Consider the following 25,414-nt stretch of genomic DNA (forward strand, 5'->3'; position numbering starts at 1 on the left):
GTAATCTATAATTGACTCGGGAATTCCCCGTTCTATTAGTATACACGCATTGGTTCCTTCAAGAAATCTTAACCAATACTGTATTGTTATCAGCATAAATCTACCCATCTATGGAGATAACAATTAAGAATATGACGGTGATCAGGTAGTAAAGGAGGCAGATGGGGATGTATTTTCAACGGAGAGGTCAGAAACTGCTTGTAATATTAGGAACAATCATAACTATGCTATTCCCAACCTATTCTTCAGAGGTTGCGTCAGCGCCTGTGCAGAGTCAGAAAACTCCGCAAGAACAAACACAAAGCGCACCTGTTTCAGACGAAGATAAGGCAATTTCAGCAGGTAGCGCTGCTACAAATAGTTCGACGCTTAACAACAATAAGAACACTAAGGGTCTGACGTTAAGTCAGCTATTACACAAATATCCAGAAACTTTTAAGACAAGTGGGCCTCGGAATAAAGTCATCGCACTTACTTTTGATGATGTTCCTGATCCAAGATTTACCCCCCAATTGCTAAACATCCTAAAAAAATATCATGTCAAGGCAACCTTCTTTGTGGTGGGAAGTAGAGCAAAAAAACATCCAGCGTTGGTAAAAAGGATGATTAGAGAAGGTCATGCGATTGGTAATCACTCGTATAACCACCCTCAGTTTGTGAAATTAGAGATGAATGATTTTCGGACACAAATCATTAAGACCGAAAATATTATACAGACCTTGGCGGGATATAAACCTCGTCTAATTCGCCCACCTTATGGGGACATCAGTGAACAACAGTTAAAGTGGGCGAAAAATCATGGCTACACGCTGGTGAATTGGAATGTGGACTCTTTAGACTGGAAGGGACTTTCCAAAAACCAAGTTAGAAATAACATTCTAGCTCATATTGGAAGAGGAGCGATTATTCTTCAACACGGTGGAGGAGGTCCTGGTAGTCAACTACAAGGAACGATTCAAGCCTTGCCTGAAGTAATCACTATTATGAGCAAACGGGGTTATACATTCGTTACTGTTCCTCAATTACTACAGGTATCCAAAAGTAAATAAAGAATCCCCACAAACATAGACTTAATGATATTTTCTAAAAAAAAACGGAGGCAGCCGCTAAGGACTCCCTCCGTTTCCTATTTATCTTTTTTAGAACTTTTCATATCTCTTATTTATCTATATAAGTCTTTCTATTTTTATCTCTCTATTTAACAATGTATAATTGTACATATTGATAACCAAAAGATGATACAAAGCTTTGGCTACCAGGAATAAAGATATCTATACGATTACCCTTTATAGCACCGCCCACATCTGTTGCCGTAGCTAAGAAAGCATCTTTAGGCAATCCATCATGTGAATGACCAGTTACCAACACTTTGGTACCGAGTGGAATCACATTTGGATCAACTGCAATAGTACCAAGCTTGAGCGGATTTCCGAAATAATCTACAGCACCCCATCCGCCATTCTCACTGCTTGCTGATGAATAAGCTGATGCTTTAACTTGAATCGTTTTGTCATAATTAAAGGTCTTACCCCATGCTTCAACTGTTTTGGTCCCTGAGTTTACATTCAGATTTGGTGTAATCACTGGTGAATTGTCAGTTGTAGTTGTAGTTGTGGTTACGGACTCAGCCTGCATTTTACTAGGTATCGTAATCTCAAGACCTTCGTAAATATTAAGTGCTGCAACGTTTGGGTTTGCTTTCATTAATTCATTCATACCTACATTGTATTGCTTGGATAAAGTATAAAAAGTATTGCCTTCTTTAGCGATATGAACGCTGTCTGCATGTGCTGGTACAGCATGCAACAATGCACTGATTCCCATTACTGCAGCAAGGGCTTTAATTGTTCTAAATTTGTTCTTCATAATTGCCTCCTCATTAGATGGGCGTGAACGGTATGACTTCCGTATACGCTCGTGTACATTTTGAGTACCTATGTACATCCCGTGTGATTTCATGGTGTGTTGTGGTCTTTTGTAAAACTGACAGGACTTAATATATCACAATTTTGTAACCTGTGCCTATGTAATTGTTACCATTACGAAATATCAAGTTTCAATTTTGTCATCTTTTCAGATTTCAGTTAACATATTTTTTGTTATGTAAACTTCGTATAAAGATTCATGCACCTTTTTTTAAAAAAATATCATATAAATTTCCCGAAGATTTTACATAGCGTTAACATTTCATGCTTTATCCAATAGTAGAATGATAGAATATGATAAATAGATTAGATATAGATAACGAATCATATTTGGAGGTCTCATGAATACAGAAGAGAATAAAAACAACCAAAGCAGTCCAGCCACTGCTTACCTCAATAGAGATTTGAGCTGGATCGAGTTTAATCGACGCGTGCTTAAAGAAGCGCAAGACCCAGATAACCCGCTTATGGAACGCGCTAGATTTCTGGCTATTGTCTCAAGTAATCTGGACGAATTTATAAGTGTTCGAGTAGCAGGAATTCAAGATCAAATCCGGGCGGGGTATACGAAAAAAGATTTCACTGGCTACACCCCTTCCGGGTTATATAAACGTCTCATTAAGAGAGTTACCAAAATTGTTGCCGATCAATACCGGATTTTCCGTGATATTTCACGGAGCTTGCATAAAGAAGGAATCGTTTTTGTGGATTATGAGGATCTCACTCATGCACAGGAACAGTCCATAGAACAATATTACCGGGATATTATCTATCCTGTACTTACACCAATGGCTGTTGACCAGAGTCGACCGTTTCCACTCGTTCATAGCCAATTCATCTATTTAGCAGTAGTTCTTACTCGTAAGAATGGCCTTGAAGAGGAGCCTTTTTTTGCAATTCTGCAAATTCCATCAAATCTGCCGAGATGTATCCCTCTTCCACACCGATCAAACAGTAAGAAACGGCAGTTCGTATTTATAGAGGATGTCATTCGTCATCACATTCAAACATTGTTTAGTGGTTACGAGCCAGTGGCTGTTAGTGAATTTCGTTTGACCCGCAACTCTGATCTCACGATCGACGAAGAAGGGGCCGAGGATCTTCTAGAAGAGATTGAAAAAGAGCTGCGCAAGCGTCGTCGCGGTGTCCCTGCAAGACTTGAAGTACAAAAAGGCATTCATCCTTATGCTTTGGAACAGCTGCAAGCTGAGTTTGAACTGGAGGACTTCGTATTCGAAATTGAAGGTCCACTAGACCTAAGTTTCCTTCGTAATTTCGCTGGAAGTATTAAAGGCTTTGGTTACTTAAACTATCCAAGTATCGAGCCCGTCTACCCTGCTGAATTTGAAGAAAATGAGGATTTCTTTGAGGTATTGCGTGAGCGGGATGTCCTAGTCTACCACCCTTACGAATCCTTTGACGCGATGACGGACTTTATCATTCAAGCCTCAGAGGATGAACAGGTGATGGCCATTAAGATGACTTTGTACCGGGTTAGTGGAAACTCTCCGCTGATCACTGCACTCGCTAATGCTGCTGAATCCGGGAAACAGGTAACTGTGGTTGTAGAGTTAAAGGCCAGGTTTGATGAGGAACGTAACATCGCTTGGGCTCGCCAACTCGAAAAATCCGGATGTCATGTCGTTTATGGTTTAGTTGGACTCAAAACGCATGCCAAAGTTACTTTGATCGTCCGTCAGGAAGGTCAAGAATTACGTCGCTACGTGCATGTAGGCACAGGAAACTACAATGACAGTACCGCCAAAGTATATACGGATCTCAGTCTATTTACCGCTCAAAGCGATATTGGACTCGATGCTTCTGAGCTATTTAATCAAATGACTGGCTATTCCGCCAATTTTGACTGGAACTCCTTTATTGTTGCTCCGACGAATATGAGTCTTTCCTTACAAAAGCTGATGCACCGTGAAGCGGAGCATGCTGCAGCTGGTAGACCTGCACGTATCATTGCCAAAATGAACTCTCTTTCCAATCAACAAGTCATTGACGATTTATATGGTGCTGCACAGGCCGGTGTATCGATCGATTTAATCGTTCGGGGAGTTTGTTGTCTTCGTCCAGGGATTGAAGGCTTGAGCGAGAACATTACGGTTCGTAGTATTGTCGACCGCTTTCTGGAGCATTCAAGAATTTACTATTTTGAAAATGGTGGAAAGCCTGAGGTTTATTTATCCAGTGCAGACTGGATGACAAGAAACCTAACCCGCCGGATTGAGCTGATGTGCCCAGTCAAAGACAGCAATATTCGTAAACAGATAGTTAAGATTCTTGAACTATCCCTTAAAGATAATGTGAAGGCCAGCTTCTTACAGCCTAACGGATATTACGAGCAACCAGACGACAAAAAGGCCCCTTTCCGGAGCCAGTTCGCAGCTATGGATGTTACACGTTGGAAGGGAACCCGAGTTTTACCTTTACCGCCCAAGCATTCTTAAATGCTTTTAAGGCGTTCTCAATGTCCTCTAGACCGATCAGAAGTGCTGAGGCGCCCTCAAGGTCCAGATGAAGTGAATTGCCGTGTAGATTAGCTTTCAAGCCACTTACAATCCCGATCTCGGTGCTGTCCAGTGCAATACTTAGCTGAACAAGCGATCCGAGCTTATGAATCCACTCTTCGTCGGAAGGCAGTAAAATGTCCTTATACATTTGGGACAGTTTCTGCTTCCGGCTTTTTGTGCTATACGAGGCAATCATCGCGCATAAGATAAGCTGACGGTGTGTTAGCCCACGAATCGGTGAATTCATTAGCCAATACAGGGTATGACGTTTGGATTGATAATAGTTAATGTTAGATCCCGTGCGATGCAGCATGATGGATACATAAATCAACATCTCATGTTCAGCTTTATTCTCCTCATCCTTGAATGCATCAAACAGACTTAGCGCAAGCTTGTTGATATGATCCAAATACCGTTTAGAGGTACGAATATCAAACCGAATGATCGTATTTAAACTGTATTCAAGCGCACTGTCTCGCACCGGTTGCTCCGGCTTCAGTAGATCATGAAGCATACCTTCTCTGAGCCCTTCACCGCTGATTACAGCCTGGCTAGCACCAACATACTGATATACCGTATGGAAAATAATTAAACCGGATACAATGATATCTGCTCGGCTCTTAGACAGCCCATCTAAATCTTTACGTTTATCGTAAGGCATTGAAGGTAATGTGTTCATAAAATGCTCAATCGTCTCACTAGCCATGGTGTAACCATGCGAGTTAGGTAATGAGTATGCTCTCGTTTTTTGATCCAGCTTGCCTAAAGAACGCACTGTCCCTCCCAGTCCAAATAACGGAAGACCCGCTGTTGCGTTAAGCCAATCATGTTCTACCAATCTCCCCAGAACAAAAGTCTCCAGCTTGTGAATCTGATCTCCGTTCCAGTTACCACCTTGTCCGAACATCAGGTTTGTATTCACCGCTCCAAATGGAAAGGAAATGCTATGTTGATAACGGCGTCCGCGAAAAAGTGTGATTTCAGTACTGCCGCCACCAATATCTATGACATAACCATCCTCAACATTAAAAGCGTTTATGACACCTAAGAAGCCAAAGTAAGCCTCCTGATGACCACTAATAACCTCTATTGGAATCGCAGAAGCTTCTGACAAGAAGGTAATAATTTCATTAGAGTTAGCTGCGTTTCTGATTGCCGCTGTAGCACCCGCACGTATAGTCTCCACTTCAAAAGCATTGCAGATCTCCTTAAACTGACGCAAGACAGGAATAATGGTCTCCATATCCTTCTGCTCCAGTCGACCTTCCTTCGTAATCTTCTCACTAAGACGTGCAGAGTACTTACACTCCTTGATGATCTTATAGCCTCCCTCCGGCGTTGTATCATAGATTACAAGACGTATGGAGTTAGAACCAATATCGATAATGCCTATACGGCGCAGATCATCTCTCATTATGTATGTACTCCTTTTCAAGTTGATTGACCATCTATTATACATGGTTTACATAAATAAATGAACTCAGTCCATTATATCCTCAATTAACGCAACTGTTAAAAAAATAAAGCGGCGCCCGGATAACTTGTCCGAGTGCCGCTGTAATTTAACTTATTATAACACTTTACTTAAAAAATCCTGCGTACGTGCATGTTGAGGATTCCCGAAGACTTGTGCCGGTGTACCCTGCTCTACAATGACGCCACCATCCATAAATAGAATACGGTCGCCCACTTCGCGGGCAAAGCCCATCTCATGCGTAACAATGACCATTGTCATCCCATCTTCTGCAAGCTTCTTCATAACCTCCAGCACCTCACCGACCATTTCTGGGTCAAGTGCTGAGGTTGGCTCGTCAAAGAGCATCACATGGGGCTGCATCGCCAGCGCACGGGCAATCGCGATCCGCTGCTTCTGTCCTCCGGATAGCTGAGCTGGATAAGCATCCTTCTTATCTTCCAGCCCTACAGTTTTCAGTAACTCCATTGCAAATTTATCTGCTTCAGCCTGCTGCTGCTTTCTCACCTTAATAGGTGCGAGAGTAATATTTTGCAGAACTGTTTTATGAGGAAAGAGGTTAAACTGCTGAAATACCATCCCCATCTTCTCACGTGTGACATTAATATCATGTTTTTTAGAGGTAATCGATTCACCTTCAAACGTGATTTCGCCACCTGTTGGCTGCTCCAGTAAATTCAAACAACGCAGGAAGGTACTTTTACCCGATCCACTCGGTCCGATCACGACGACGACCTCACCCTTATGAATCTCCAAGTCAATCCCTTTGAGAATTTCCAGCTTCCCATAATTTTTTTGCAAGTTCTTAACGGCGATCATCGGTATTCAGCCTCCTTTCCAATCTGCCAAGGATCTTGGATAGCGTAAATGTCAGTACAAAGTACATAAATGCGATTATTACCAGTGGTGTCATACCATCGTATGAAATCGTTGTAACCGTACGGGCTTGAAACATCAAATCCGTAACGCCGATAAAAGAAATAATCGATGATTCCTTGATAATGGTGATGAATTCATTTCCGATTGCCGGAAGAACACTTTTCAGTGCCTGAGGGAGAATAATATGACGCATAGTCATCCCTTGCTTCATTCCAAGCGAACGGGCTGCCTCCATTTGTCCGCGATCTACCCCCTGTATCCCAGCACGGAAAATCTCTGCAAGGTAAGCAGAACTGTTAATGGATAAAGTGATTGCCCCCGACTGAATCGGTGTAAACTCAATACCGAACGTAGCCAATCCATAGTGGATTAGGAAAAGTTGTACAAGCATAGGCGTGCCACGAAGGAATTCTACCCAGGCTGTTGCCAAGAAGCGAAGCACACCCCATTTGGACATACGCAGCAATGAAACGATAATTCCTAGAATAAAACCAAAGAAGACACCCAGAACGGCAAGTAACAAAGTATACTGCAAACCGGTCAGGAAAAAATCACGATAATCATAAGCCATTTTAAATAAAGTAATATCCATAACCTATCCTCCCATCTCCAAAAAAATAGAAAATAGCTATTGCCGCTATTTTCTGTATACACATACAATTTACTTTAGCAGACTTAAAAAATATCCGTTGTTTCTTTACTTCGTGCTATCTGCAAGCTCACTAGCTGCCGTCACATACTCATCAATTTTACCTTCAGAGTTTAAACGTGTCAGTGTGCTGTTTACTTGATCCAAAAGCTCTTTATTGCCTTTCTTAATACCAATTGCATAACCATCGTCTTCAACTTCCGGCTTAGCATCAGTAATTACAAGACCAGGAACATTCTTAACGAATGATTTGGCGACAGGTCCTTCAATGATAGCAGTATCTACACGATTAGATTGCAATTGTAGAACGATTTCGGAGATTTTACCAAGAGAAGTGATCTTAGCTCCCTCTATCCCTTTAGCGATTTCTTCTTGAATCGATCCAGTCTGCACACCAATTTTTGTACCTTTTACAGCGTCCATAGTGGCGTATTTATCTTTATCTGCTTCGCGCACAACAATGGCTTGTTCAGCTTTGTAATAAATGTCTGAAAGGTCAACTGCCTTTTTACGTTCTTCAGTTGGGCTCAGTCCAGAAATTACAATATCTACTCTTCCGCTGGACAATTCGTTTAGCAGTGAATCGAATGGCAAGTCCTTAATTACAAGTTCAGCGCCCATATCAGCAGCAATTTCCTTAGCAATATCGATATCGAAGCCCACGATAGTATCTTTACCGTCTACTACTTTATGGAATTCGTATGGAGGAAAATCAGCACTTGTTCCCATTGTAAGCTTCTTAGTAGCCCCACCGGAATTAGCATTACCAGTTGCAGCGGTATCATTATCATTTTTATTTTGACCGCAGCCTGATAACAGACCTACCGCTAATATCATACCTAAACCAAGTTTACCCCATTTGTTCATTTCTATATCTCCCCTATTCTTATGAAAAAAATCCAAGTTGTCTCTTTGACCGACTTATTATAAATCAGAACGCATGAATATGCAAAGGCATAATTGTGACAATAACTTCCTTTTATTGGGTTTCAAAGCAAATGATTCATTGTTCAGAAAATAATTATTCAACATTTATTCAAATTTTATATAATTTTATACATTTTTACTATTCCCTAACTTAACCAAATCATGCGGCTAGATTTCCATATCCCCCATAAAAAAGAGTACTCCTGAAGTATGAGCCAAACTTCAAGAGTACTCCTTATTAAACTGTTAGAGAATAGGATAAACCTTTAATCCGTAATTTCATTATAAATATCAATGTACTGCTGAGCGGATACATTCCAGCTGTAATCGCCAGCGAACGCGTTTTTCGTAATCTTTTTCCAGTGCTCAGGCTGCTTAAATAAAGAGATCGCCCGGCGAAGCGTAAACATCATATCGTGGGCGTTGTAGTTGCTAAACGTGAAGCCATTACCTTCACCGGATTCTTCATTGTAAGCTTGGACAGTGTCATTTAAACCACCCGTTTCCCGCACTACTGGTATGCTTCCGTAGCGCAATGCGAGAAGTTGACTGATCCCGCAAGGTTCAAACTTGGAAGGCATGAGAAAGATATCGCTAGCGGCATATATTTTGCGTGAGAGTGCATCATTAAACAGGATTTGTGAAGATAACTTTGTTGGATAACGCCAAGTTGCCTCCTTGAACCAACGCTCATAGGACTCATCCCCCGTTCCCAGCAGAACAAATTGAATGTCATCATTATAGAGTAGCTCATCCAATACTCGAGTAAGCAGATCTAAGCCTTTGGAATCCACAAGACGAGTAACCATGGCAACCATAGGGATATTAGCATCCACAGGTAATCCTAATTCCTCTTGCAGGGCTAGCTTGTTCTCCGTTTTCTTAGCCAGATTAGAACGATAACGTGTAACAAGACTTGTATCAGTTGCAGGGTTATAACTTTTCGTATCAATCCCATTCACAATACCGCTTAACACATCCGCTCTCGCATTCAACAATCCATCCAGCCCATAACCATAATATGGGGTCCGGATTTCTTCTGAGTAGGTTGGACTAACGGTGGTGACTCGATCGCTGTATACAATGCCACCTTTTAAGAAATTCACATTCCCGTAATACTCCACGCCTCCAAAATAACTGCTATCCAGACCTAATAGCTCCCCAAGCACCTCATAAGGAAACACTCCCTGATACAACAGGTTATGTATAGTAAATACACTTCGCATTTCGCTGTAAAATGGATTGTGTCGATAATGTCCCTGAAGCAGCATTGGGATCACAGCCGCATGCCAATCATGGCAATGCAAGACATCAGGCTGAAAATCAATAGCCGGTAGGCACTCCAGCACCGCACGATTATAAAACGCGAAGCGTTCACCATCATCCATATATCCGTAAATTCCGTCCCGCCCAAAATAGTACTCATTGTCAATAAAGTATACCGGAATACCGTCATAAACCATATGTTCGATCCCACAGTATTGATTACGCCAGCCGATTGGCACATAAACTTCCGTTATATGTTCCATTTTCGAAGTAAACTTTTCAGGAATCCCACGATATTTGGGCAAAATCACTCGTACATCCACCCCGGCACCCTTCAGCGCTTTAGGTAATGCCCCAATGACATCGGCCAGGCCACCCGTTTTGACAAATGGATGAGCTTCAGCTGCGGCAAATAAAACTTTCATGATTATTTCCCCCTTTAAAGTGTACGGATTCTCTATACTTGCTTTGAACTATTACTCATTACTATTACTCATTTGCCTCTTTACTCTTACCCACTCGTGCTGTTTTCTTAAACACTAGGAAGCTAAGAGGCGGTAATGTTAGCTCTATGCTGTTCACCTGATTATGCCATTCCAGCTTTTTGCTCTTCTGAGGTGCATTGTGTATACCCGAGCCTCCGAATGCTACATCTTCCGAGCTAAAGATTTCTTCATAAGTCCCTTGACGTGGGACACCTATACGATACTGTTGACGCTGGGCAGGTTGAAAATTGATGATAAACAGTAAGGTATCTCCAGGCTTCTTACCTTTACGCATATATGAAATTACGCTTTGTTCATTGTCATCTGCATCAATCCATTGATAACCCTCTTGGGAATGGTCAAGCTCCCACAGAGCTTTCTCCGAGCGATACAGTTTATTTAGAGCAGCAGTATAGGCTAGCATGCCACGATGGCTGTCATAGTCCAGCAGCAGCCAATCCAGCTGTTCCTGATCCTTCCATTCGATAAATTGACCAAATTCTCCTCCCATAAACAGGAGTTTCTTTCCGGGATGGGATATTTGATAACCAAGCAGCTGCCTAAGTCCTGCGAACTTTTGTTCATAAGAACCCGGCATTTTGTCGAGCAACGACTTCTTACCATGTACAACCTCATCATGCGATAGCGGTAATGCATAATTTTCGGCATAAGCATAACATATTGGGAAAGTTAATAAATTATGATGATATGGACGCCCCCAGAAATCATGTTCTATGTAGCCCAATGTATCATTCATCCATCCCATATTCCATTTGTAATTGAAACCTAGGCCACCTTCATGAGCAGGCGCAGTAACTCCCGGCCAAGCACTGGATTCTTCTGCCATCATCAATGCTTTAGGAAAATACTGAAATATCGCTTTATTCAGATTCTGAATAAACTTAATAGCCTCTAAATTCTCAAGACCACCATTCACATTCCGCCGATATTGATGAGCCTGCTTTTCAAAATCGAGACGAAGCATGCTGGTAACCGCATCTACACGCATCCCGTCAATATGATAATACTCAAACCAAAAGAGTGCGTTTGAGATAAGAAACGAAGAAATCTCTGGCTTGCTGAAATCAAAGGAAAGAGTTCCCCAGCCTGGTTTTTCCGCCAACATCGGATCTGCATATTCATAAAGCGGTGAACCATCAAACATTCTTAAACCGTGAGCATCCTTTGCAAAATGAGCCGGAACCCAATCCAGAATCACACCTATTCCAGCTTGATGCAGATGATCGATTAAATACATCAACTCGTGGGGTTCACCATATCGACTCGTCGCCGCGAAATACCCCGTTCCTTGATAGCCCCAAGATAAATCGTATGGATGCTCCGCCAGCGGCATAAACTCAACATGGGTATAGCCCATTTCCACCAAATAAGGAATTAATAATTCACTCATTTCTTTATAGCTGTAAAATTCTCCGTCTTCTTTTTGACGCCAAGTTCCAAAATGCATCTCATAAATGTTCATCGGTTGATGATATGGAGCTTTACTCTTTCTCCGCCATACCGCATCCCCCCATCGGTAACCACTGAGATCCGTAACAACGGATGCAGTCGCCGGGCGAACCTCAGCTTTGAAGGCAAATGGATCAGCTTTTAGGAAGCTTGAGCCATCACTGGCAACAATCCTGTATTTGTAAAAAGTTCCCGGCTCTATTCCCGGAAAAAAACGACTCCAAAATCCTGAATCGGGTATCTTATATAACGAGTCCATGTCCTGTGTTCCATCCCAGCCGTTATGATCACCAGCTAGTCCTACATATGTCGCATGAGGAGCCCACACGGTAAAGCGCACGCCCGTAACGCCTTCTTCAGCGGCAGTGTGCGCACCCAGCATAGAATAGCTGCGATAATTGGTGCCCTCATGGAACAAATAAATATCAGCAGCTGACGGAAGGGTATCGATTGTTGCTATTTCAGCCAATTCTACACCACCTTTTTTGAATGCTTGTACCTATTACATTAACCGAATATTACCATTTTGAAAATGATTTGATGTGAAAACAAAAGATTTTCTGATAAAGAAATATTAATTGTAATTTTTCTTTTTACACAGCAATATACTTCACCTATGTCGTTTCAAGTGCTTGTCGTAAGTTTATATTACAAGCATTGACAAAATAATGGGAGGGATAACAAATGAATAACAAAAAAGATTGTATCGCCATGCTCTTGGCAGGAGGGGAAGGCCGTAGATTGGCTCCCTTAACTTCCAGTATGGCTAAGCCTGCAGTCCCTTTCGGTGGACAGTACAAAATTATTGATTTCCCACTAAGTAATTGTGTAAATTCCAAAATTGATACAGTAGGTGTCCTGACACAGTATGAAGCTGAATCCTTGCATGATCACATCGGAGAAGGTGAACCTTGGGGCTTACATAGTCAAAAGGACAAAGGCGTCACCCTGCTTCCTTCCGGTGTTGAAGGCAGAGATAGCTATACAGGAACTGCTGATGCGATTTATAAGAACATTGAATATATCGATAGCTGCAATCCAGAACATGTACTCATTCTATCCGGTGACCATATTTACCATATGGATTATCGGAAAATGCTAGAATATCATGTAGGGAAAGCTGCAAAAGCCACCATCTCCGTGATGGAAGTACCGTGGGATGAAGCCAGTCGTTTTGGCGTAATGAACGTAAATGATGAACTAAAAATTTCTGAGTTTGCGGAAAAACCTAAAGTACCTAAAAGTAATTTGGCTTCCATGGGTATTTACCTGTTTGAGTGGGCTTATCTGAAGGAGCACTTGTTGCGGGATGCAGCTAATCCGAATTCCAGTCATGACTTTGGTAAAGATGTTATACCAACGATGCTTGATCAGAATGATGATTTATTCGCTTACCGCTTCAAAGGATACTGGAGAGATGTTGGAACTGTGGGTAGTCTCTGGGAAGCTCACATGGACCTTCTGCAAAAAAACAATGGCATGAAGCTCGACAAAGCACATTGGCCGATGTACAGCCGGATCCGCCGGACTAAGCTATCTGTCCATAAACCACGTGTTCAGATCCCATCAACGGACTCACTCGTGAATGAATTCTGCACACAAGAAGGCAGCTTACAACGTTCTGTAATCTTCAACGGTGTAGAAATCGGCAAAATGAGCCAGATTAAACAAAGTGTTATTATGCCTGGCGTCCGCATTGGGCGTGGAGTACAGATTGAAAATGCCATTATTGGCGAAGGTGCAATTATTAAGGATGGGACTGTCATCAAGGGAAGTATAAATAATATTGTAGTCGTTGGGCCTTATGAGACCGTAGCTCCAAAGCCAGCGGTTCGGAACCAACCCTCCCGTCTATTTCAGGATGTTTATGAGAAGACAGGACGTCTACGGGAAGTTCTCCCTTCATAATAACCATTATATAGAAAAATACTTTATCAAGCAAAAACGCCTTCGGCGTCCCAAATGGACGGTAAGCGTTTATGCGAGAAATATAAGGATAATGTATAGTGTGAAACTTATATATCCTTATATTTATAAAAAGGGGCTGTTGTCCTGGTCGATCATGACCAGAGCAACAGCCCTTTCGGTTGTTAGAGGTTAATCTTATGAATTTTGAAGTGCTGTCCATTCTCTATCTAACATGCTCATTTCCACACAATCTACATATTGATCCCCAAACAGCGCTGCCTCACGTTGAACGCCCTCCCGCTTAAAGCCCACGGCTTCGTAAGTTTTCAAGGCAACAGTGTTGAAAGCAAATGCACCCAGGGAAAGTCTATGCATCCCCATGCTCTCAAATCCAATCCGAAGCATTTCATTCATCATCCTTGTTCCAAAGCCTCTACCCTGACAATCTGGATCTACAACTGCCCTACCTATTCGTGCAAATCGATTAGACCGGTCTATGGTTGAAAAGCTGATATGACCCACGACCTCTAGAGTAGCTTCATGCACCGCACAAAAGATCAAGCGGTCAGAATTCGCTGGATGATTAGCTCCACTCAAATACTTAGTAAGCTGGTCATCGTCAAGTGGGAAGGTTAGTGAAGGTCCAGCCCACTGCTTCAGATAATCAGGTGATAAACTCCATCGTTTCAAGTGTTCAAAGTCCGATTCAGACATAAATCTAAGAATCAGACGATCGAGATCAGGTGTCTCCTCAAAATGCTCATAAAGGTTCACTAAACGACCATTTCCCATATCGTTAGTGCCCATGTAATGAAAACCCATGCTTTGATAATAACGATTGAGTTTAATGTTGTGTGCGACGGTATCAAATCTGAGTCCTCTGCACCCAAGTTCTTTAGCTAGCACCACAGCATACATAAGCATATGCTTCCCAAGTCCCTGACTGCGATGTGTACCCGCTACAGCCAGCTTATGCAAATAAGCATAGGCCTCATCATTTTTATCTCCCCAGTATTGAGGGTCAGTAAATTGTAACGTGAACATTCCAACTACAACATCATCGACAAGCGCAAGATAAACATGCCTGTCGTTAAAATAGCCTGCAATATCAGACTCATTGAATTGTCCTGGAGTCCATTGTTTAATCCCGTTTAGCTCCATCCAATTTGCTGCTTCCTGCAGTATACTTAAGATATCACCTGTCCGGTCGGGTTCTCCGCGAACAATCCTAATTGAGTTCCCCAAGACATCCATTTCCATACCCCCTAGACATCTGAATCAGGTAATATAGCTTGATTTGGCATTACTTGATCTGAAACGACCTCAGGTGGTTTCTCAGTAAGTGGTAAGATTACGGTAACTTCCGTCCCTTTTCCAAGCTCACTTACCATATCCAGTGTCCCATTATGAAGTTCTACAATCTGCTGTGAGATCGCTAACCCCAAGCCAGTTCCCCCATTGAGTGCATCCACTTGAAAGAATCGGTCTTTAACTCTGGAGATATGCGCTTCACTAATCCCAATTCCACTATCACGAACCATGATAGCAGTCTCAGTTGAGGACAGTCTCTTCGCAGACAATTCTATACTGGAGTCCTCATGGGAAAACTTCACAGCATTATCTACCAGATTCAAGAACACTTGCTTTAGACGATTAGCATCGCCTTTAACATAGATCCCATCTTCACATTCCAGAAGCAAGTGGATACGCTTCTTCTCCGCCTTAGCCCAAATATTCAGTATCGTCTCCTGAAGTAACACTTTCACGTCAACAATCCCAATGGATAGCTTCATTTGGTTCTGCTGCAGCTTTGAAAAGTCGAGAATCTCCTCCACTAGACCAATCAGTCGTTCACTTTCTTTAGAAATAATACTAACACCAAGCTTCGTCTCCTCCGGATCATAGCCGCCAGAGATCAATGTCTCACTCCAGCCCTTGATACTCGTAAGTGGTGTTCGTAGCTCATGTGAAATAGAAGAAATAAAATCATCCTTAATCTGATTGCTTCGCACAATTTCTTGAGCCATATAATTCAGCGTTGAAGCTAAATCACCAATCTCAAACTTGTAATTCCCCTTAATTCGCACATTAAATCTGCCCTTAGCCATCTGGGCTGAAACCGCCGTAATGTTATTGAGCGGTTTTACGATAGAATTGGCAAGTCCGAAGCTGAATACGATAACAACAGCCAAGACAGCTGCACCTATTCCAATCGACAGTAATGTAAGATTAAGCAAGTCGTTGTTAATGCCTTCTAGTGAAGTAAGATACCTTAGAACATACGTATCACGGCCGTGAATCTGTAACATTTTAGATACAGCCATAACGCTCTCGTTAGTACCACTCTGGCGCCCTACCCAGCGGCCAATACTGCCTCCTACTGCTTCTGGGACGTCACTGGTTGTAATCGTACGGTCAGGCTGAAAACCAGTTGAACTGGTAATCATATCCCCATTCAGGGTCAATACTTCCAGTTCGGTATTGTTCAGCGAAAATCTATCCAGCAGCTCTTGCAGCTGGTTCGAATTGTTATCGCCACCTAACTGATATTTATGGTAGAACGTCTCTGCCATGGTAATGTGGTTTTTTATCTTGCTATAAACACTGTCATAATAATACGTTCTGATGGCAAGCAAGAAGATAACTTCTACAAGGAGAAGCGCCAAAAAAACTACAAGAATGTAGTGTAGAACGATTTGCCTGCGCATCCCCTTCTTAATCATTGTACTTGGCCTTTCCATCTATATCCGTGTCCCCATACCGTTTGCAAAAATTCTGGCTCCGACGGATTATTTTCTATCTTTTGGCGCAGACGACGAATATTCACATCCACGATTTTGGGATCACCCATATACTCCTTACCCCACACATGATCCAGCAGAAGATCGCGGCTGAGCGGTGTATTTTCTTTTTCAAGAAAGAATTGAATTAATGAAAACTCCGTTGGCGTCAGTTCAATCGCTTCATTATCACGCTTGAAATGTTTGGAAATTAGATCCAGGGTGAAAGGACCTGAAACAAAAGAGACCTTCGCTGACTGTTCACGATGAACGTTCACTCGACGCAGCAAGGATTGAATTCTAGCTATCAGTTCTGTCGGGCTGAATGGCTTACTAACATGGTCATCAGCACCTACGGATAAAGCATACACTTTATCTTGCTCTTGAACCTTGGCAGTCAGAAAAATAATACCCAAACGTTCATTGGTTTCTCTAACTCGTCTACATACTTCAAATCCATCAATACCTGGAACCATTACATCCAATAGGGCGATATCAATATCAGGAATCGTGGTTAACTTGTGAAGAGCTTCATGCCCATCCGCAGCCTCTATCACTTCGAAACCATTACGCTTCAAGTTGATAACAATAAAACTACGAATAGACTCCTCATCTTCCAGTATCAGTACTTTACTCATCTATTCCCTTCCTTTCTATAGGGGAAGCAATTTTATTACTTCCTTCCGTTGTTGTACTTTGTTCTAACTTACCGCGGTAGGCGATAACCTTAGCTGCATCACGTGCAAGAAGATCCCAACCGTCATTCTTTACCCGGTCCCATTCAGAAGGAGAAAAGAAAGCAACCTCAGCAACCGTCTCACCTGTATCAGACATGATGAACTTAAGGTTCTCATCCAAAACCGATTTCGTATCAACCGTCACCTTCTCATGCCATTCTGGAGAAAAATTAATATTGAATCGATCCGATGGATCATGATATAGCTGGGTTGTGAAGGTCAGCCCGTCTTTTCCATCCCATTTATAATAGGAGGTAAAGTATGGAATTTCAGCTGGATCGAAATACTCCCACCCTTTGGGTACCTCAAGCAATCCAATTTCAATAATGCCATCATGATCAATATCTTCGCTTGCAATCCGTCGATCTTTATAAGTCCGCGCATCACCTGGTAAAACCACACGCAGCTTATTATTCTCCATAAGAACAATCGAGGAATAAGCAGATTGAGAATCCACTGCAGCATCCAATACGATTCCTTCTTTATCCTCCGAGATTTTTCCTGCAACAATATTGTAATAATTGTTAAAATAAGGGTCTATATCATCAAGTTTATCGAGAACCTTAAAGCCATCATCATTGTACTGATAGATTGAAATGGTCGAAAATTCATTTCTTTTAAAATAAACAACGGTGATGTCTTCAATTCCGTCTCCGTTTAGATCATCAATCATATATTTTGTATACGGATGTGAAAGCAACTCTACCAATGAACCGCTGGAATAGCTATAGACCACTAGCCCCTTTTCTTCACCTCGTGAATATCCGGTAACAATTTCAAGCTTCCCATCACCTGTCATGTCCTTTATATCAACCGACTCCAGCACAGTTCCGTCACCATCGAATACAAGCTTTTTGACCCAGGTGTCGCCTTGTTTCTCCAAGATCATCCCGTGAATCTCTACAGCTTCTCCAGGTGTCTTATAGAACACTAGTGTCTCCATTATTCCATCCTTATTGAGATCCTCAGTAAAGATGGTACTATCCTCGTCATTGGTCGGTCGAATCAACGTGGACCCCGCTGGCTTAAGTGAATTAATAGCAGCCATAAGTGTTGCTTTGTCAGCAGACAATTGTGGGGATTTCATCTTAGAAACAGGATCACTGATGAAAGTACAACCCGACAAAACGGATAAAGTCAGCGTTGCGGCTACAAAGCACCTAAGACTTCTCATATTCAACTTCATCACTCTTTTCCTTATCCGTGTCCAAAATTTAAAGATTTGCACGTTCTTGGAACGTTAACCTACGCCCCTTTATATCATGCTTAATTCTGCCATCTTCTAGTACCCAAAGACGAGTAGCAAAACGTTCGGCTAATTCTATCGGAAGTACAGTTATAACTGTAAGGCCAGTTTCTTTACACAGCTTCCGCAATGTTTCCAACACATTCTCTGCGGACTTAGGATCTAATCCCGTTACCGGCTCATCCGCTAAAATCACTTTCGCACCATGAGTCAATGCTCTCGCAATTGCTACACGCTGCCTTTCACCACCACTAAGTTGGCTCGCCTTCATCTTCGCCTTATCCAGAAGGCCGAGGGCATCCAATTCATCCATTGCACCCATATAATCATCTGAACGTACCATCCCAGTAACCATTCGCCATAAAGGCGTTTGCGCGGACTGGCCGATCAGTACATTTTTCAATGCAGTACGGTTCGGATTGAGCTCTGCATTCTGCTCCAGGTAAGCCCACTCGCGGCGGATCTTTCTTTTACCTGTAAAGGCACTCGCCATAATATCTATACCGTCTACTCTAAAATTCCCTCTATCCCATTTCTCACGCAACGCTAAACAGCGCAGTAAAGTCGTCTTACCGCTCCCGCTAGCTCCAAGTATTGCTACGAATTCACCCGGTTCTAATTGAAAGCCTATATCCTGTAGAACTGGATTTTTATCTTCCCCAACTGCCTTGGCTAAGTGTTCAACTGTGATCATAGTTCAGCCTCTCCCTGTCTTTATCTATAATCTATAGTGTACTCTGAAAGCCAGATGAATTTCCATGCGAGCACTCGTTCTTATCTTACCTCAAATTTTTTGCCGTGGCGAGAAAAATAACCCAAGCAATCCGAACATGATATATAAAGCGCCCATCAAACCGAAAATCCCCCCGCCCCAGCCGACTTGCATGAGCAAACCGCCGATACCTGGACCTATAATACTGCCTATACTAAAATGAAAAGAAGCAACCACATTTGCAGCAGGCAGTAGATGTCGTGGTAAAATATCCGCAGCTAAGCTTAGCCCTAATGAGAAAAAGGAACCTACAAGTCCACCTGCAATCATCAGCAGTACCATAGTCACTTTAAAATGGTCTCCTGCTAGCGGCAGCAATGCGAAGGCAATTCCGCCTCCAATCCCGGTTAGAATCAATACCTTCTTTCGACCAAAACGGTCGCTCCAGAGCCCTAGTGGGAATTGTAACAACAGTCCCCCTATACCTGCAAAAGGCAATAAGGCTGCAATTTGATCCGTGCTGTAACCGATCCGGAGGCCATACACTGGAAAATTACTGTTTAAACTCGCTTCCATGAAACCGTATAAGAGTGCAGGAATTAAGGCGAACCAGGCTAAACTGTAACAACGTCCAAACCGGCGTACCTGGCTTTCTCCACTCTCAACTTTATCTGGGCGGGAATCCGGAAGCATTGTAACGGCAAGTATTAGGACTAATAAAAAAAGAAATGCTAGAACTATAAAAGGTGTTGCCTGACCAAATCGCAGCAGGCTAATTCCCAGCGGTCCCAAGCTAAAGCCCAGGCCATAGGACATCCCGTACAGGGATAGATTTCGTCCGCGATGCTCGGCAGGCGTCATTAGCAGTACCCATAGCTGTGCGGCATAATTGATAGCTGCATCACCAACACCAACAAGCAAACGCAATACAAACCATATTTTGATGCCAGGAAAAAAGGGGAACAGAAGTAAGCTTACTAAGACTAGGCTGATCCCGCCAGCAATCAATTTTTTGAATCCAATCGCTCCGAGAACTCTTTCAGCAATCAAGGTCATTCCGAATGATCCTATGTATAGAGCCGCTGCATTTAGTCCATTAAGCGAAGAGGAAACTCCTTTCTGCTCCAATAGAATGGATAATACGGGAAGCAGCATTCCTTGGCTGAGTCCAGCCGCTATGGTAGCGGTAATAAGAATCATGAAATTCATTTTGCTGTTACTGCGAATAGATACTCTTGGCCGGTCTGACACAGATGATATCCCCCTAAGATTAATAACGCTAATTTGATCTAACGCCAATTGGCAAACACCGAACATTATAGTGGACAACCCTCTTCAAAACAAGAGATAATATGAAGATGTTACGGATTTCCTGGGGGTGCATGAGACATGGAGTATGAATTAAAGATCGACGTATCGCCGGTGTATGAACTGCTAGACAGTTTTATGTTATATGTAACTAGAAAATGGATCTCCAATTTGGATATTGGTTCCCACTGGATAAGTGATGTGGAAGATCGCATTTCTTCTCATAAGGTAACAGCTTTAATGCAAGCCGCTGAGTGGCCATTTACGGATTATGATGTGCTGTATGCCTGGGTTTACATTCGAGGACCTGCAACCTCAGTGCTGCATTTCTTCGATGATCTGGATTCCGCTTCCATAGAAGAATGTTATCAGCAGATTGCTCCCCTCATTCAAGAGTTTACGATTGAAGATGCATTGCGGATCCGGAACAGCTATAGTCCACTCTTGCGTCTCTGGTACGAACAATACTTCCGCCATGTGGAGCACAAAATTTTACCGCTATTAATTGAAGATGCTTCTGAGAAAAAAATGCTTGAAAGCAAAATGGACCCCATTTCTTTAATTGAATACGCATCAGGCGGTGTAGTTTTCGAGGAGATTAAGGATCTAAAGACGATTGTATTATTGCCAACTGTTCATAATCGTCCGATTAACACCTACTGCTTCTACAAAACTATGGTGATCGTACAGTATCCTGTAGATGTGCCTTTAGAAGACGAAAATGAACCCCCTATGGTGCTGTTGCGCATGACTAAGGCGCTTTCCGACCCCACCAGACTTCGGTTACTCCGCTATGTCGCACATGAACCAAAGTCATTGTGGGAGATGCAATCCGATCTCAATCAATCCAGAGAAATGCTCATGCACCACCTTATGATTCTACGAGTAGCCGGCTTACTCCGCATCCATCTAAGAGGTGAACAAGACGAACGCTTCAGTATTCGTCCAGATGGCGCCTCAGAGCTTCAAATGTTCCTAGAGTCTTATATTTACCTATAGACCACTATACAGATACAGATCCAAGGAGTGAGAGATATGAAATACATGACACAACAGGTGATTTTCGATCTAGATGATACACTGGTTCACTGCAATAAATACTTCGATTTGATTTTAGGGCAATATTTTGAGCTGATGACAGATTGGTTTAATGAATTTGGACCGAGCACGAGTGAATTACGCAACAAACAAATAGAAATTGATGTGCACACGGTCAACACAAGTGGTCTTGCCAGCGATAATTTCCCTAAATCCCTAATCGCTACCTACCGTTATTTTTGTGCTAAATATAATCGCCCGACAGACCGTTTTCAAGAACAGCAATTACACAAGCTCGGACTAAGTGTCTACGACCAAGAAATCGAAGCTTATCCCGGCATGGTTGAAACGCTCGATACGTTGAAGCAGGACGGTCACCATTTATTCCTGTACACAGGTGGAGACGATACGATCCAACAACGTAAGATAGAGCAAATGAAGCTGGATGCTTACTTTGATGATCGGATCTATATTCGTCAACATAAAAATGTTGAGGCACTTGAAAATATTTTGACTACACAAGGGTTTGACCGCAAACGTACCTGGATGATTGGTAACTCGTTACGTACAGATGTACTCCCAGCAGTGACCGCAGGCATTAACAGCATCTATCTAAAGCAGCAGAATGAATGGAGTTACAACCTTATAGAACTGGAGCAAGAGATGCAACAAGCTGTGAAGACCATTTCCTCCATCCATGAGGTGCCTCCTGTTATTCGTACAGCTACCCTGCAGAAACTCTAGGTGCTGCGTAAACTTAGACATTGTTACAAATGACATATCCACTCTATCTCTAGGATGATTATACTATTTTTGTATAATTCCCATATGAGGTAGGAGATGAGATATGAACAAGAACGTTAAGTCCAACCATTCTCGAACTAACAAACCAATGCTTCCCATGCTCTTAGGCGTAATAGTAGTAATCCTTGTCGCTGTTATTGTCTTTATTCTGAATGACAAGACGGACAGTACTGAGGGACTACCTAACTACACCGATGTGAAGGGGAGCATTGTTGTTGACGGGCTGAAATATGAAAAGCAACCTCATCTTGGTAGTCCTGATGCCAAAATCAAAGTTATCGAATTCGCAGATTTCAAATGTCCCGCCTGCAAAAATTGGACAGAGAAATATCTGGATACTTTTGTTAAGGACTATGTGGAGACCGGAAAAGTTGAACTCTTCTTCATGAACTTTGCCTTCTTGGATCGAGATTCCTATCTAGCGGCAAGTGCAGGTGAAGCCATCTATAAGCAAAGCAACGAGAAGTTCTGGGAATACCTCCATAAGCTATATGCCAATCAAGGTGATGAGAGCAAAATATGGGCCACACAGAAGTTCATTCTAAATTTCGTCAAAGATAACATTGAAGGCATTGATTATGCACAATTCGAGACAGATCTCAAGAATCATACCTACATGTTCGACGTCAAAGAAGACTTCAAAATTGCGGGATCCTACGGGGTTAATGGTACACCTAAATTTATGGTAAATGGTGCCCTACTTCCAGACTCCTCCTATGAAGGGCTAACTGCAGCGATTGAAGCGCAATTAGCTAAAGCTACTGAATAATTAGCGAATAAAAAAGGTGTCTCTGCCACGTATCCAACATGGCTGAAGACACCTTTTTGCCGTACATAGATTCTTTCCCATCGGCTATGACTCTACTGCTAGTTGGCCCGTATCCATATTCTGAAGCACTAATTTGCCTTCAAGTGGCGTACCGTCTTCGCTGGTTAGCTTTAGCTTGCCCGTCCGACCTTTCTCAATCAAGGCTTTCACTTGCGCATCCGTGAGTGTACGACCATGGTTCTCTTTCCAGATCACGAATTTGCAGCCCTCCTTGTAATGAGAGCAGCCGTAGCCTTTTTTACCCATAAAAATCATACCGCCGCAGCCGGGACGTGGACAGTTTCCGATAATTTTAGGCCCTGAATTTACAGCTTCCGCTTCGCTACTTGCCTTACGTTTTCGCGGTGCCGCAGGTTTTTCAGTGGTTTTACGGGTTGTGCTTGCACCGCCTCGACCTTTAGCACCTGTATTGACAGAAGGCGTCTCCCCTTCAAAAGAGGTTTTGGACGCCCGAGATTGTACTCGTACTTTATCGACGATCATACAAGCGAATCTTTTTACATTCTCCATAAACTGTCCGTCCGACGCCGTTCCTCTGGAGATTTCGTTCAAGCGACGCTCCCATTGTCCGGTCATTTCAGGCGAAGTTAACAGCTCAATGCCCGCTCCACGTATCAGCTCAATAGCTGTGCGTCCTTTTTGCGTGATGGCAATTTTTTTACCTTGCATTTCAATATATCCTACATTCTTAAGCCGTTCTATAGTTGCTGCGCGGGTAGCCGGAGTTCCTAGCCCTGAATCCTTCATGGCATCGCGAAGCTCTTCATCCTCAATCTGCTTGCCCGCACTTTCCATCGCTCTTAGCAGCGTACCTTCTGTATAGTGCTTTGGTGGCTGTGTATCTTTCTCTTTAACGACAGCATCACTACAGATCACTTCATCTGCTGGAGCGATAGCGAACGGTTCATTCACTTCAATTTCTTCGTCTTCCTCATCATCCTTGTTTTTACCTTTAGACGACTTGGCTTTATCCTTTTTCTGGTCGGCATAAATGACCTTCCAACCTAGGCTTAACAATTCCTTGACTGTGGTTTTAAACTTTTCGTCTTCTACCTCGGTCATCACGGTATGCACTTTATACTCCGCTGCCGGATAAAACTGAGACAAAAAGCGCCGTACAATCAAATCATACAGCTTTCCCTCATCTACACTAAGTCCTGATGCTTTACGATATGTAGGCAAAATCGCGTGGTGATCCTCGACCTTCGAGGGGTTACAGATGAATTTATTCCCTTTATGAACCAGATTGCGATTCGCACCCTTCACCCATTCATCATAAGCCGTCCCTTGCAGCGCTGATAAGGTCTTATGCATCTCAGGAATATTCTGTTCGGTAACATAGTTGGAGTTCGTCCGCGGATAAGAGATCACCTTATGCTTTTCATATAATGCTTGAGCAATATCGAGCGTCTTTTTTGCGGAAAATGCGTACTTTCCGTTCGCCTCCCGCTGCAGCAGCGTTAAATCATACAGCTTATTCGGATACTCTTTCGTTTCCTTGACCTCGTAGGACTCAATCCGGCCCGGTTTTCCTTTGACCTTGGCAGCTAGCGCTTCCGCCTTCTCTCCATCAGTCAGCCGATCTCCCTGCCACATCCCTTTATAGGTCATTTCATTCTGAGTAAAATGTCCCTCCACCTCAAAAAACTTAAGGGAGGAGAACGCCTCAATTGTCTTCTGACGATCGTAAATCAGCGCAAGCACGGGCGTTTGAACTCTACCCACGGACAGCAGCACATTATGCTTTGTAGTAAAAGCACGTGATCCGTTCATACCAATGAGCCAATCCGCTTCACTGCGTGCTTTTGCCGCTTTCGTTAGATTCTCATATTCCGATCCATCCTTCAGCTCCTGAAATCCTTTGCGAATAGTCTCTGGCGTCAAATCCGAGATCCATAGTCGCTTCACAGGATGCTCCAGCTTTAAATGGCGTTGAATAAGTGAAAAGATATGCTGCCCTTCTCGCCCCGCATCGCATGAATTCACTAAAAGGTCACTTCGTTTCGCAAGGTCTCCGATTACCTTCAGCTGATCGATCGTCCGCGCATTAGGCACCAGTTTGAACTGGTCTGGAATAATGGGCAGATCATTAATGTTCCACTTTTTGTATTTAACATCATAAGCATCCGGCTCGGCCAAACCGATTAGATGCCCTATTGCCCACGTAATAATGTACTGCTCCCCTTCAAGATAGGAACGGTAATTTTTGGCCTTCGGTTCTATTGCGGCGGCGATATTCCGCCCCATATCCGGTTTCTCCGCAATAATGAGTGTCTTCAAAAACAATCGCTCCTTACCTTTTCGTTCTTAAGTCCAAAATGCGTCCAGTATTCTATTATAACATTAACCTCGGATTTTTTTAATGGATAGGTTAGAAGGCTATTAAAATTCAGACTTCACTTAGTCTTTTCTATGAATTAGAATAGTTTGGTAAACTGAATTATAAATCGGAGGAATG

At 42.7% G+C, this 25,414-nt stretch carries 20 protein-coding genes; 6 read left to right on the forward strand and 14 right to left on the reverse strand.

Annotated elements, in window-relative coordinates; all coding sequences use genetic code 11:
• The first annotated feature begins 167 nt into the window (after positions 1 to 167).
• Entirely contained in the window at positions 168 to 1,049 is an 882-nt protein-coding gene (locus tag R50345_RS16345) for a polysaccharide deacetylase family protein (RefSeq protein WP_042128244.1), read from the forward strand.
• Between the two features lie 145 nt (positions 1,050 to 1,194).
• On the opposite strand, the gene R50345_RS16350 is transcribed toward R50345_RS16345, so the two are convergent.
• On the reverse strand, positions 1,195 to 1,866 hold the full coding sequence (locus R50345_RS16350) for a 3D domain-containing protein (protein WP_042128246.1): 672 nt from the start codon (positions 1,864 to 1,866) through the stop codon (positions 1,195 to 1,197).
• 400 nt (positions 1,867 to 2,266) lie between these two features.
• On the opposite strand from R50345_RS16350, the gene ppk1 reads away from it, so the two are divergent.
• A complete protein-coding gene (ppk1, locus tag R50345_RS16355; RefSeq protein WP_042128248.1) occupies positions 2,267 to 4,381 on the forward strand; it encodes a polyphosphate kinase 1 in 2,115 nt (704 codons plus the stop codon).
• Here the strand turns inward: ppk1 and R50345_RS16360 are convergent.
• The 6 genes from R50345_RS16360 to glgB all read right to left on the reverse strand — a co-directional run bounded on the left by R50345_RS16360 (position 4,329) and on the right by glgB (position 12,063).
• A complete protein-coding gene (locus R50345_RS16360) occupies positions 4,329 to 5,858 on the reverse strand; it encodes a Ppx/GppA phosphatase family protein (RefSeq protein ID WP_042128250.1) in 1,530 nt (509 codons plus the stop codon). The two genes, ppk1 and R50345_RS16360, sit on opposite strands and share 53 nt — an antisense overlap.
• Positions 5,859 to 6,014: 156 nt before the next feature.
• On the reverse strand, positions 6,015 to 6,737 hold the full coding sequence (locus R50345_RS16365; protein ID WP_042128251.1) for an amino acid ABC transporter ATP-binding protein: 723 nt from the start codon (positions 6,735 to 6,737) through the stop codon (positions 6,015 to 6,017).
• Positions 6,724 to 7,389: an amino acid ABC transporter permease gene (locus R50345_RS32445; RefSeq protein ID WP_042128253.1), complete on the reverse strand. Its 666-nt coding sequence runs from the start codon at positions 7,387 to 7,389 to the stop codon at positions 6,724 to 6,726. The genes R50345_RS16365 and R50345_RS32445 overlap by 14 nt, the downstream gene beginning before the upstream one ends.
• Positions 7,390 to 7,494: 105 nt before the next feature.
• Positions 7,495 to 8,313, reverse strand: a complete 819-nt coding sequence (locus R50345_RS32450) for a transporter substrate-binding domain-containing protein (RefSeq protein ID WP_042128255.1) — start codon at positions 8,311 to 8,313, stop codon at positions 7,495 to 7,497.
• Positions 8,314 to 8,639: 326 nt separating this feature from the next.
• Complete coding sequence (glgA, locus tag R50345_RS16380; protein ID WP_042128258.1) at positions 8,640 to 10,064, reverse strand: glycogen synthase GlgA; 1,425 nt, start codon at positions 10,062 to 10,064, stop codon at positions 8,640 to 8,642.
• A 64-nt stretch (positions 10,065 to 10,128) separates the two neighbouring features.
• Positions 10,129 to 12,063: a 1,4-alpha-glucan branching protein GlgB gene (gene glgB / locus R50345_RS16385; RefSeq protein WP_081954101.1), complete on the reverse strand. Its 1,935-nt coding sequence runs from the start codon at positions 12,061 to 12,063 to the stop codon at positions 10,129 to 10,131.
• Between the two features lie 215 nt (positions 12,064 to 12,278).
• On the opposite strand from glgB, the gene R50345_RS16390 reads away from it, so the two are divergent.
• Entirely contained in the window at positions 12,279 to 13,502 is a 1,224-nt protein-coding gene (locus tag R50345_RS16390) for a glucose-1-phosphate adenylyltransferase (protein ID WP_042128261.1), read from the forward strand.
• Positions 13,503 to 13,697: 195 nt separating this feature from the next.
• Here the strand turns inward: R50345_RS16390 and R50345_RS30850 are convergent, their stop codons facing one another.
• From R50345_RS30850 to R50345_RS16420, 6 genes are all read right to left on the reverse strand, one after another.
• Complete coding sequence (locus R50345_RS30850; RefSeq protein ID WP_197069684.1) at positions 13,698 to 14,756, reverse strand: GNAT family N-acetyltransferase; 1,059 nt, start codon at positions 14,754 to 14,756, stop codon at positions 13,698 to 13,700.
• Positions 14,757 to 14,767: 11 nt separating this feature from the next.
• Positions 14,768 to 16,225 (reverse strand): sensor histidine kinase, encoded by a 1,458-nt coding sequence (locus R50345_RS16400; RefSeq protein WP_042128263.1) that lies wholly within the window; start codon positions 16,223 to 16,225, stop codon positions 14,768 to 14,770.
• Positions 16,222 to 16,920: a response regulator transcription factor gene (locus R50345_RS16405; protein ID WP_042128265.1), complete on the reverse strand. Its 699-nt coding sequence runs from the start codon at positions 16,918 to 16,920 to the stop codon at positions 16,222 to 16,224. Before R50345_RS16405 ends, R50345_RS16400 begins: the two co-directional genes overlap by 4 nt.
• Positions 16,913 to 18,106 (reverse strand): hypothetical protein, encoded by a 1,194-nt coding sequence (locus R50345_RS16410; RefSeq protein WP_231573791.1) that lies wholly within the window; start codon positions 18,104 to 18,106, stop codon positions 16,913 to 16,915. Before R50345_RS16410 ends, R50345_RS16405 begins: the two co-directional genes overlap by 8 nt.
• 127 nt (positions 18,107 to 18,233) lie before the next feature.
• The gene (locus R50345_RS16415; protein ID WP_042128267.1) at positions 18,234 to 18,959 is read right to left on the reverse strand and encodes a phosphonate ABC transporter ATP-binding protein; all 726 of its coding nucleotides are present in this window, start codon (positions 18,957 to 18,959) and stop codon (positions 18,234 to 18,236) included.
• 90 nt (positions 18,960 to 19,049) lie between these two features.
• Positions 19,050 to 20,204: an MFS transporter gene (locus tag R50345_RS16420; protein WP_042132237.1), complete on the reverse strand. Its 1,155-nt coding sequence runs from the start codon at positions 20,202 to 20,204 to the stop codon at positions 19,050 to 19,052.
• A 162-nt stretch (positions 20,205 to 20,366) separates the two neighbouring features.
• On the opposite strand from R50345_RS16420, the gene R50345_RS16425 reads away from it, so the two are divergent.
• The 3 genes from R50345_RS16425 to R50345_RS16435 all read left to right on the forward strand — a co-directional run bounded on the left by R50345_RS16425 (position 20,367) and on the right by R50345_RS16435 (position 22,896).
• On the forward strand, positions 20,367 to 21,284 hold the full coding sequence (locus tag R50345_RS16425; RefSeq protein WP_042128269.1) for an ArsR/SmtB family transcription factor: 918 nt from the start codon (positions 20,367 to 20,369) through the stop codon (positions 21,282 to 21,284).
• Between the two features lie 36 nt (positions 21,285 to 21,320).
• Positions 21,321 to 22,067 (forward strand): HAD family hydrolase, encoded by a 747-nt coding sequence (locus R50345_RS16430; RefSeq protein WP_042128270.1) that lies wholly within the window; start codon positions 21,321 to 21,323, stop codon positions 22,065 to 22,067.
• A gap of 103 nt (positions 22,068 to 22,170) precedes the next feature.
• Positions 22,171 to 22,896 carry a DsbA family protein gene (locus tag R50345_RS16435; RefSeq protein WP_042128272.1) on the forward strand — a complete coding sequence of 242 codons (726 nt, stop codon included), beginning with the start codon at positions 22,171 to 22,173 and terminating at the stop codon, positions 22,894 to 22,896.
• A gap of 84 nt (positions 22,897 to 22,980) precedes the next feature.
• Here R50345_RS16435 and R50345_RS16440 read toward each other — a convergent pair whose 3' ends face one another.
• A complete protein-coding gene (locus tag R50345_RS16440; RefSeq protein ID WP_042128274.1) occupies positions 22,981 to 25,236 on the reverse strand; it encodes a type IA DNA topoisomerase in 2,256 nt (751 codons plus the stop codon).
• Between the last annotated feature and the right edge of the window lie 178 nt (positions 25,237 to 25,414).

Origin of the sequence: Paenibacillus sp. FSL R5-0345 (assembly GCF_000758585.1) — a bacterium.
Lineage (GTDB): Bacteria > Bacillota > Bacilli > Paenibacillales > Paenibacillaceae > Paenibacillus_AQ.

Coding starts and splice junctions, on each gene's coding strand:
- R50345_RS16430 (WP_042128270.1), top strand. CDS start 21,321: ATGAAATACATGACACAACAGGTGATTTTCGATCTAGATGATACACTG.
- R50345_RS16360 (WP_042128250.1), bottom strand. CDS start 5,858: ATGAGAGATGATCTGCGCCGTATAGGCATTATCGATATTGGTTCTAAC.
- R50345_RS32445 (WP_042128253.1), bottom strand. CDS start 7,389: ATGGATATTACTTTATTTAAAATGGCTTATGATTATCGTGATTTTTTC.
- glgA (WP_042128258.1), bottom strand. CDS start 10,064: ATGAAAGTTTTATTTGCCGCAGCTGAAGCTCATCCATTTGTCAAAACG.
- R50345_RS16345 (WP_042128244.1), top strand. CDS start 168: ATGTATTTTCAACGGAGAGGTCAGAAACTGCTTGTAATATTAGGAACA.
- R50345_RS16350 (WP_042128246.1), bottom strand. CDS start 1,866: ATGAAGAACAAATTTAGAACAATTAAAGCCCTTGCTGCAGTAATGGGA.
- R50345_RS16410 (WP_231573791.1), bottom strand. CDS start 18,106: ATGAAATCCCCACAATTGTCTGCTGACAAAGCAACACTTATGGCTGCT.
- R50345_RS16400 (WP_042128263.1), bottom strand. CDS start 16,225: ATGATTAAGAAGGGGATGCGCAGGCAAATCGTTCTACACTACATTCTT.
- ppk1 (WP_042128248.1), top strand. CDS start 2,267: ATGAATACAGAAGAGAATAAAAACAACCAAAGCAGTCCAGCCACTGCT.
- R50345_RS16365 (WP_042128251.1), bottom strand. CDS start 6,737: ATGATCGCCGTTAAGAACTTGCAAAAAAATTATGGGAAGCTGGAAATT.
- R50345_RS16425 (WP_042128269.1), top strand. CDS start 20,367: ATGGAGTATGAATTAAAGATCGACGTATCGCCGGTGTATGAACTGCTA.
- R50345_RS30850 (WP_197069684.1), bottom strand. CDS start 14,756: ATGGATGTCTTGGGGAACTCAATTAGGATTGTTCGCGGAGAACCCGAC.
- R50345_RS16405 (WP_042128265.1), bottom strand. CDS start 16,920: ATGAGTAAAGTACTGATACTGGAAGATGAGGAGTCTATTCGTAGTTTT.
- R50345_RS16415 (WP_042128267.1), bottom strand. CDS start 18,959: ATGATCACAGTTGAACACTTAGCCAAGGCAGTTGGGGAAGATAAAAAT.
- R50345_RS16390 (WP_042128261.1), top strand. CDS start 12,279: ATGAATAACAAAAAAGATTGTATCGCCATGCTCTTGGCAGGAGGGGAA.
- R50345_RS32450 (WP_042128255.1), bottom strand. CDS start 8,313: ATGAACAAATGGGGTAAACTTGGTTTAGGTATGATATTAGCGGTAGGT.
- R50345_RS16435 (WP_042128272.1), top strand. CDS start 22,171: ATGAACAAGAACGTTAAGTCCAACCATTCTCGAACTAACAAACCAATG.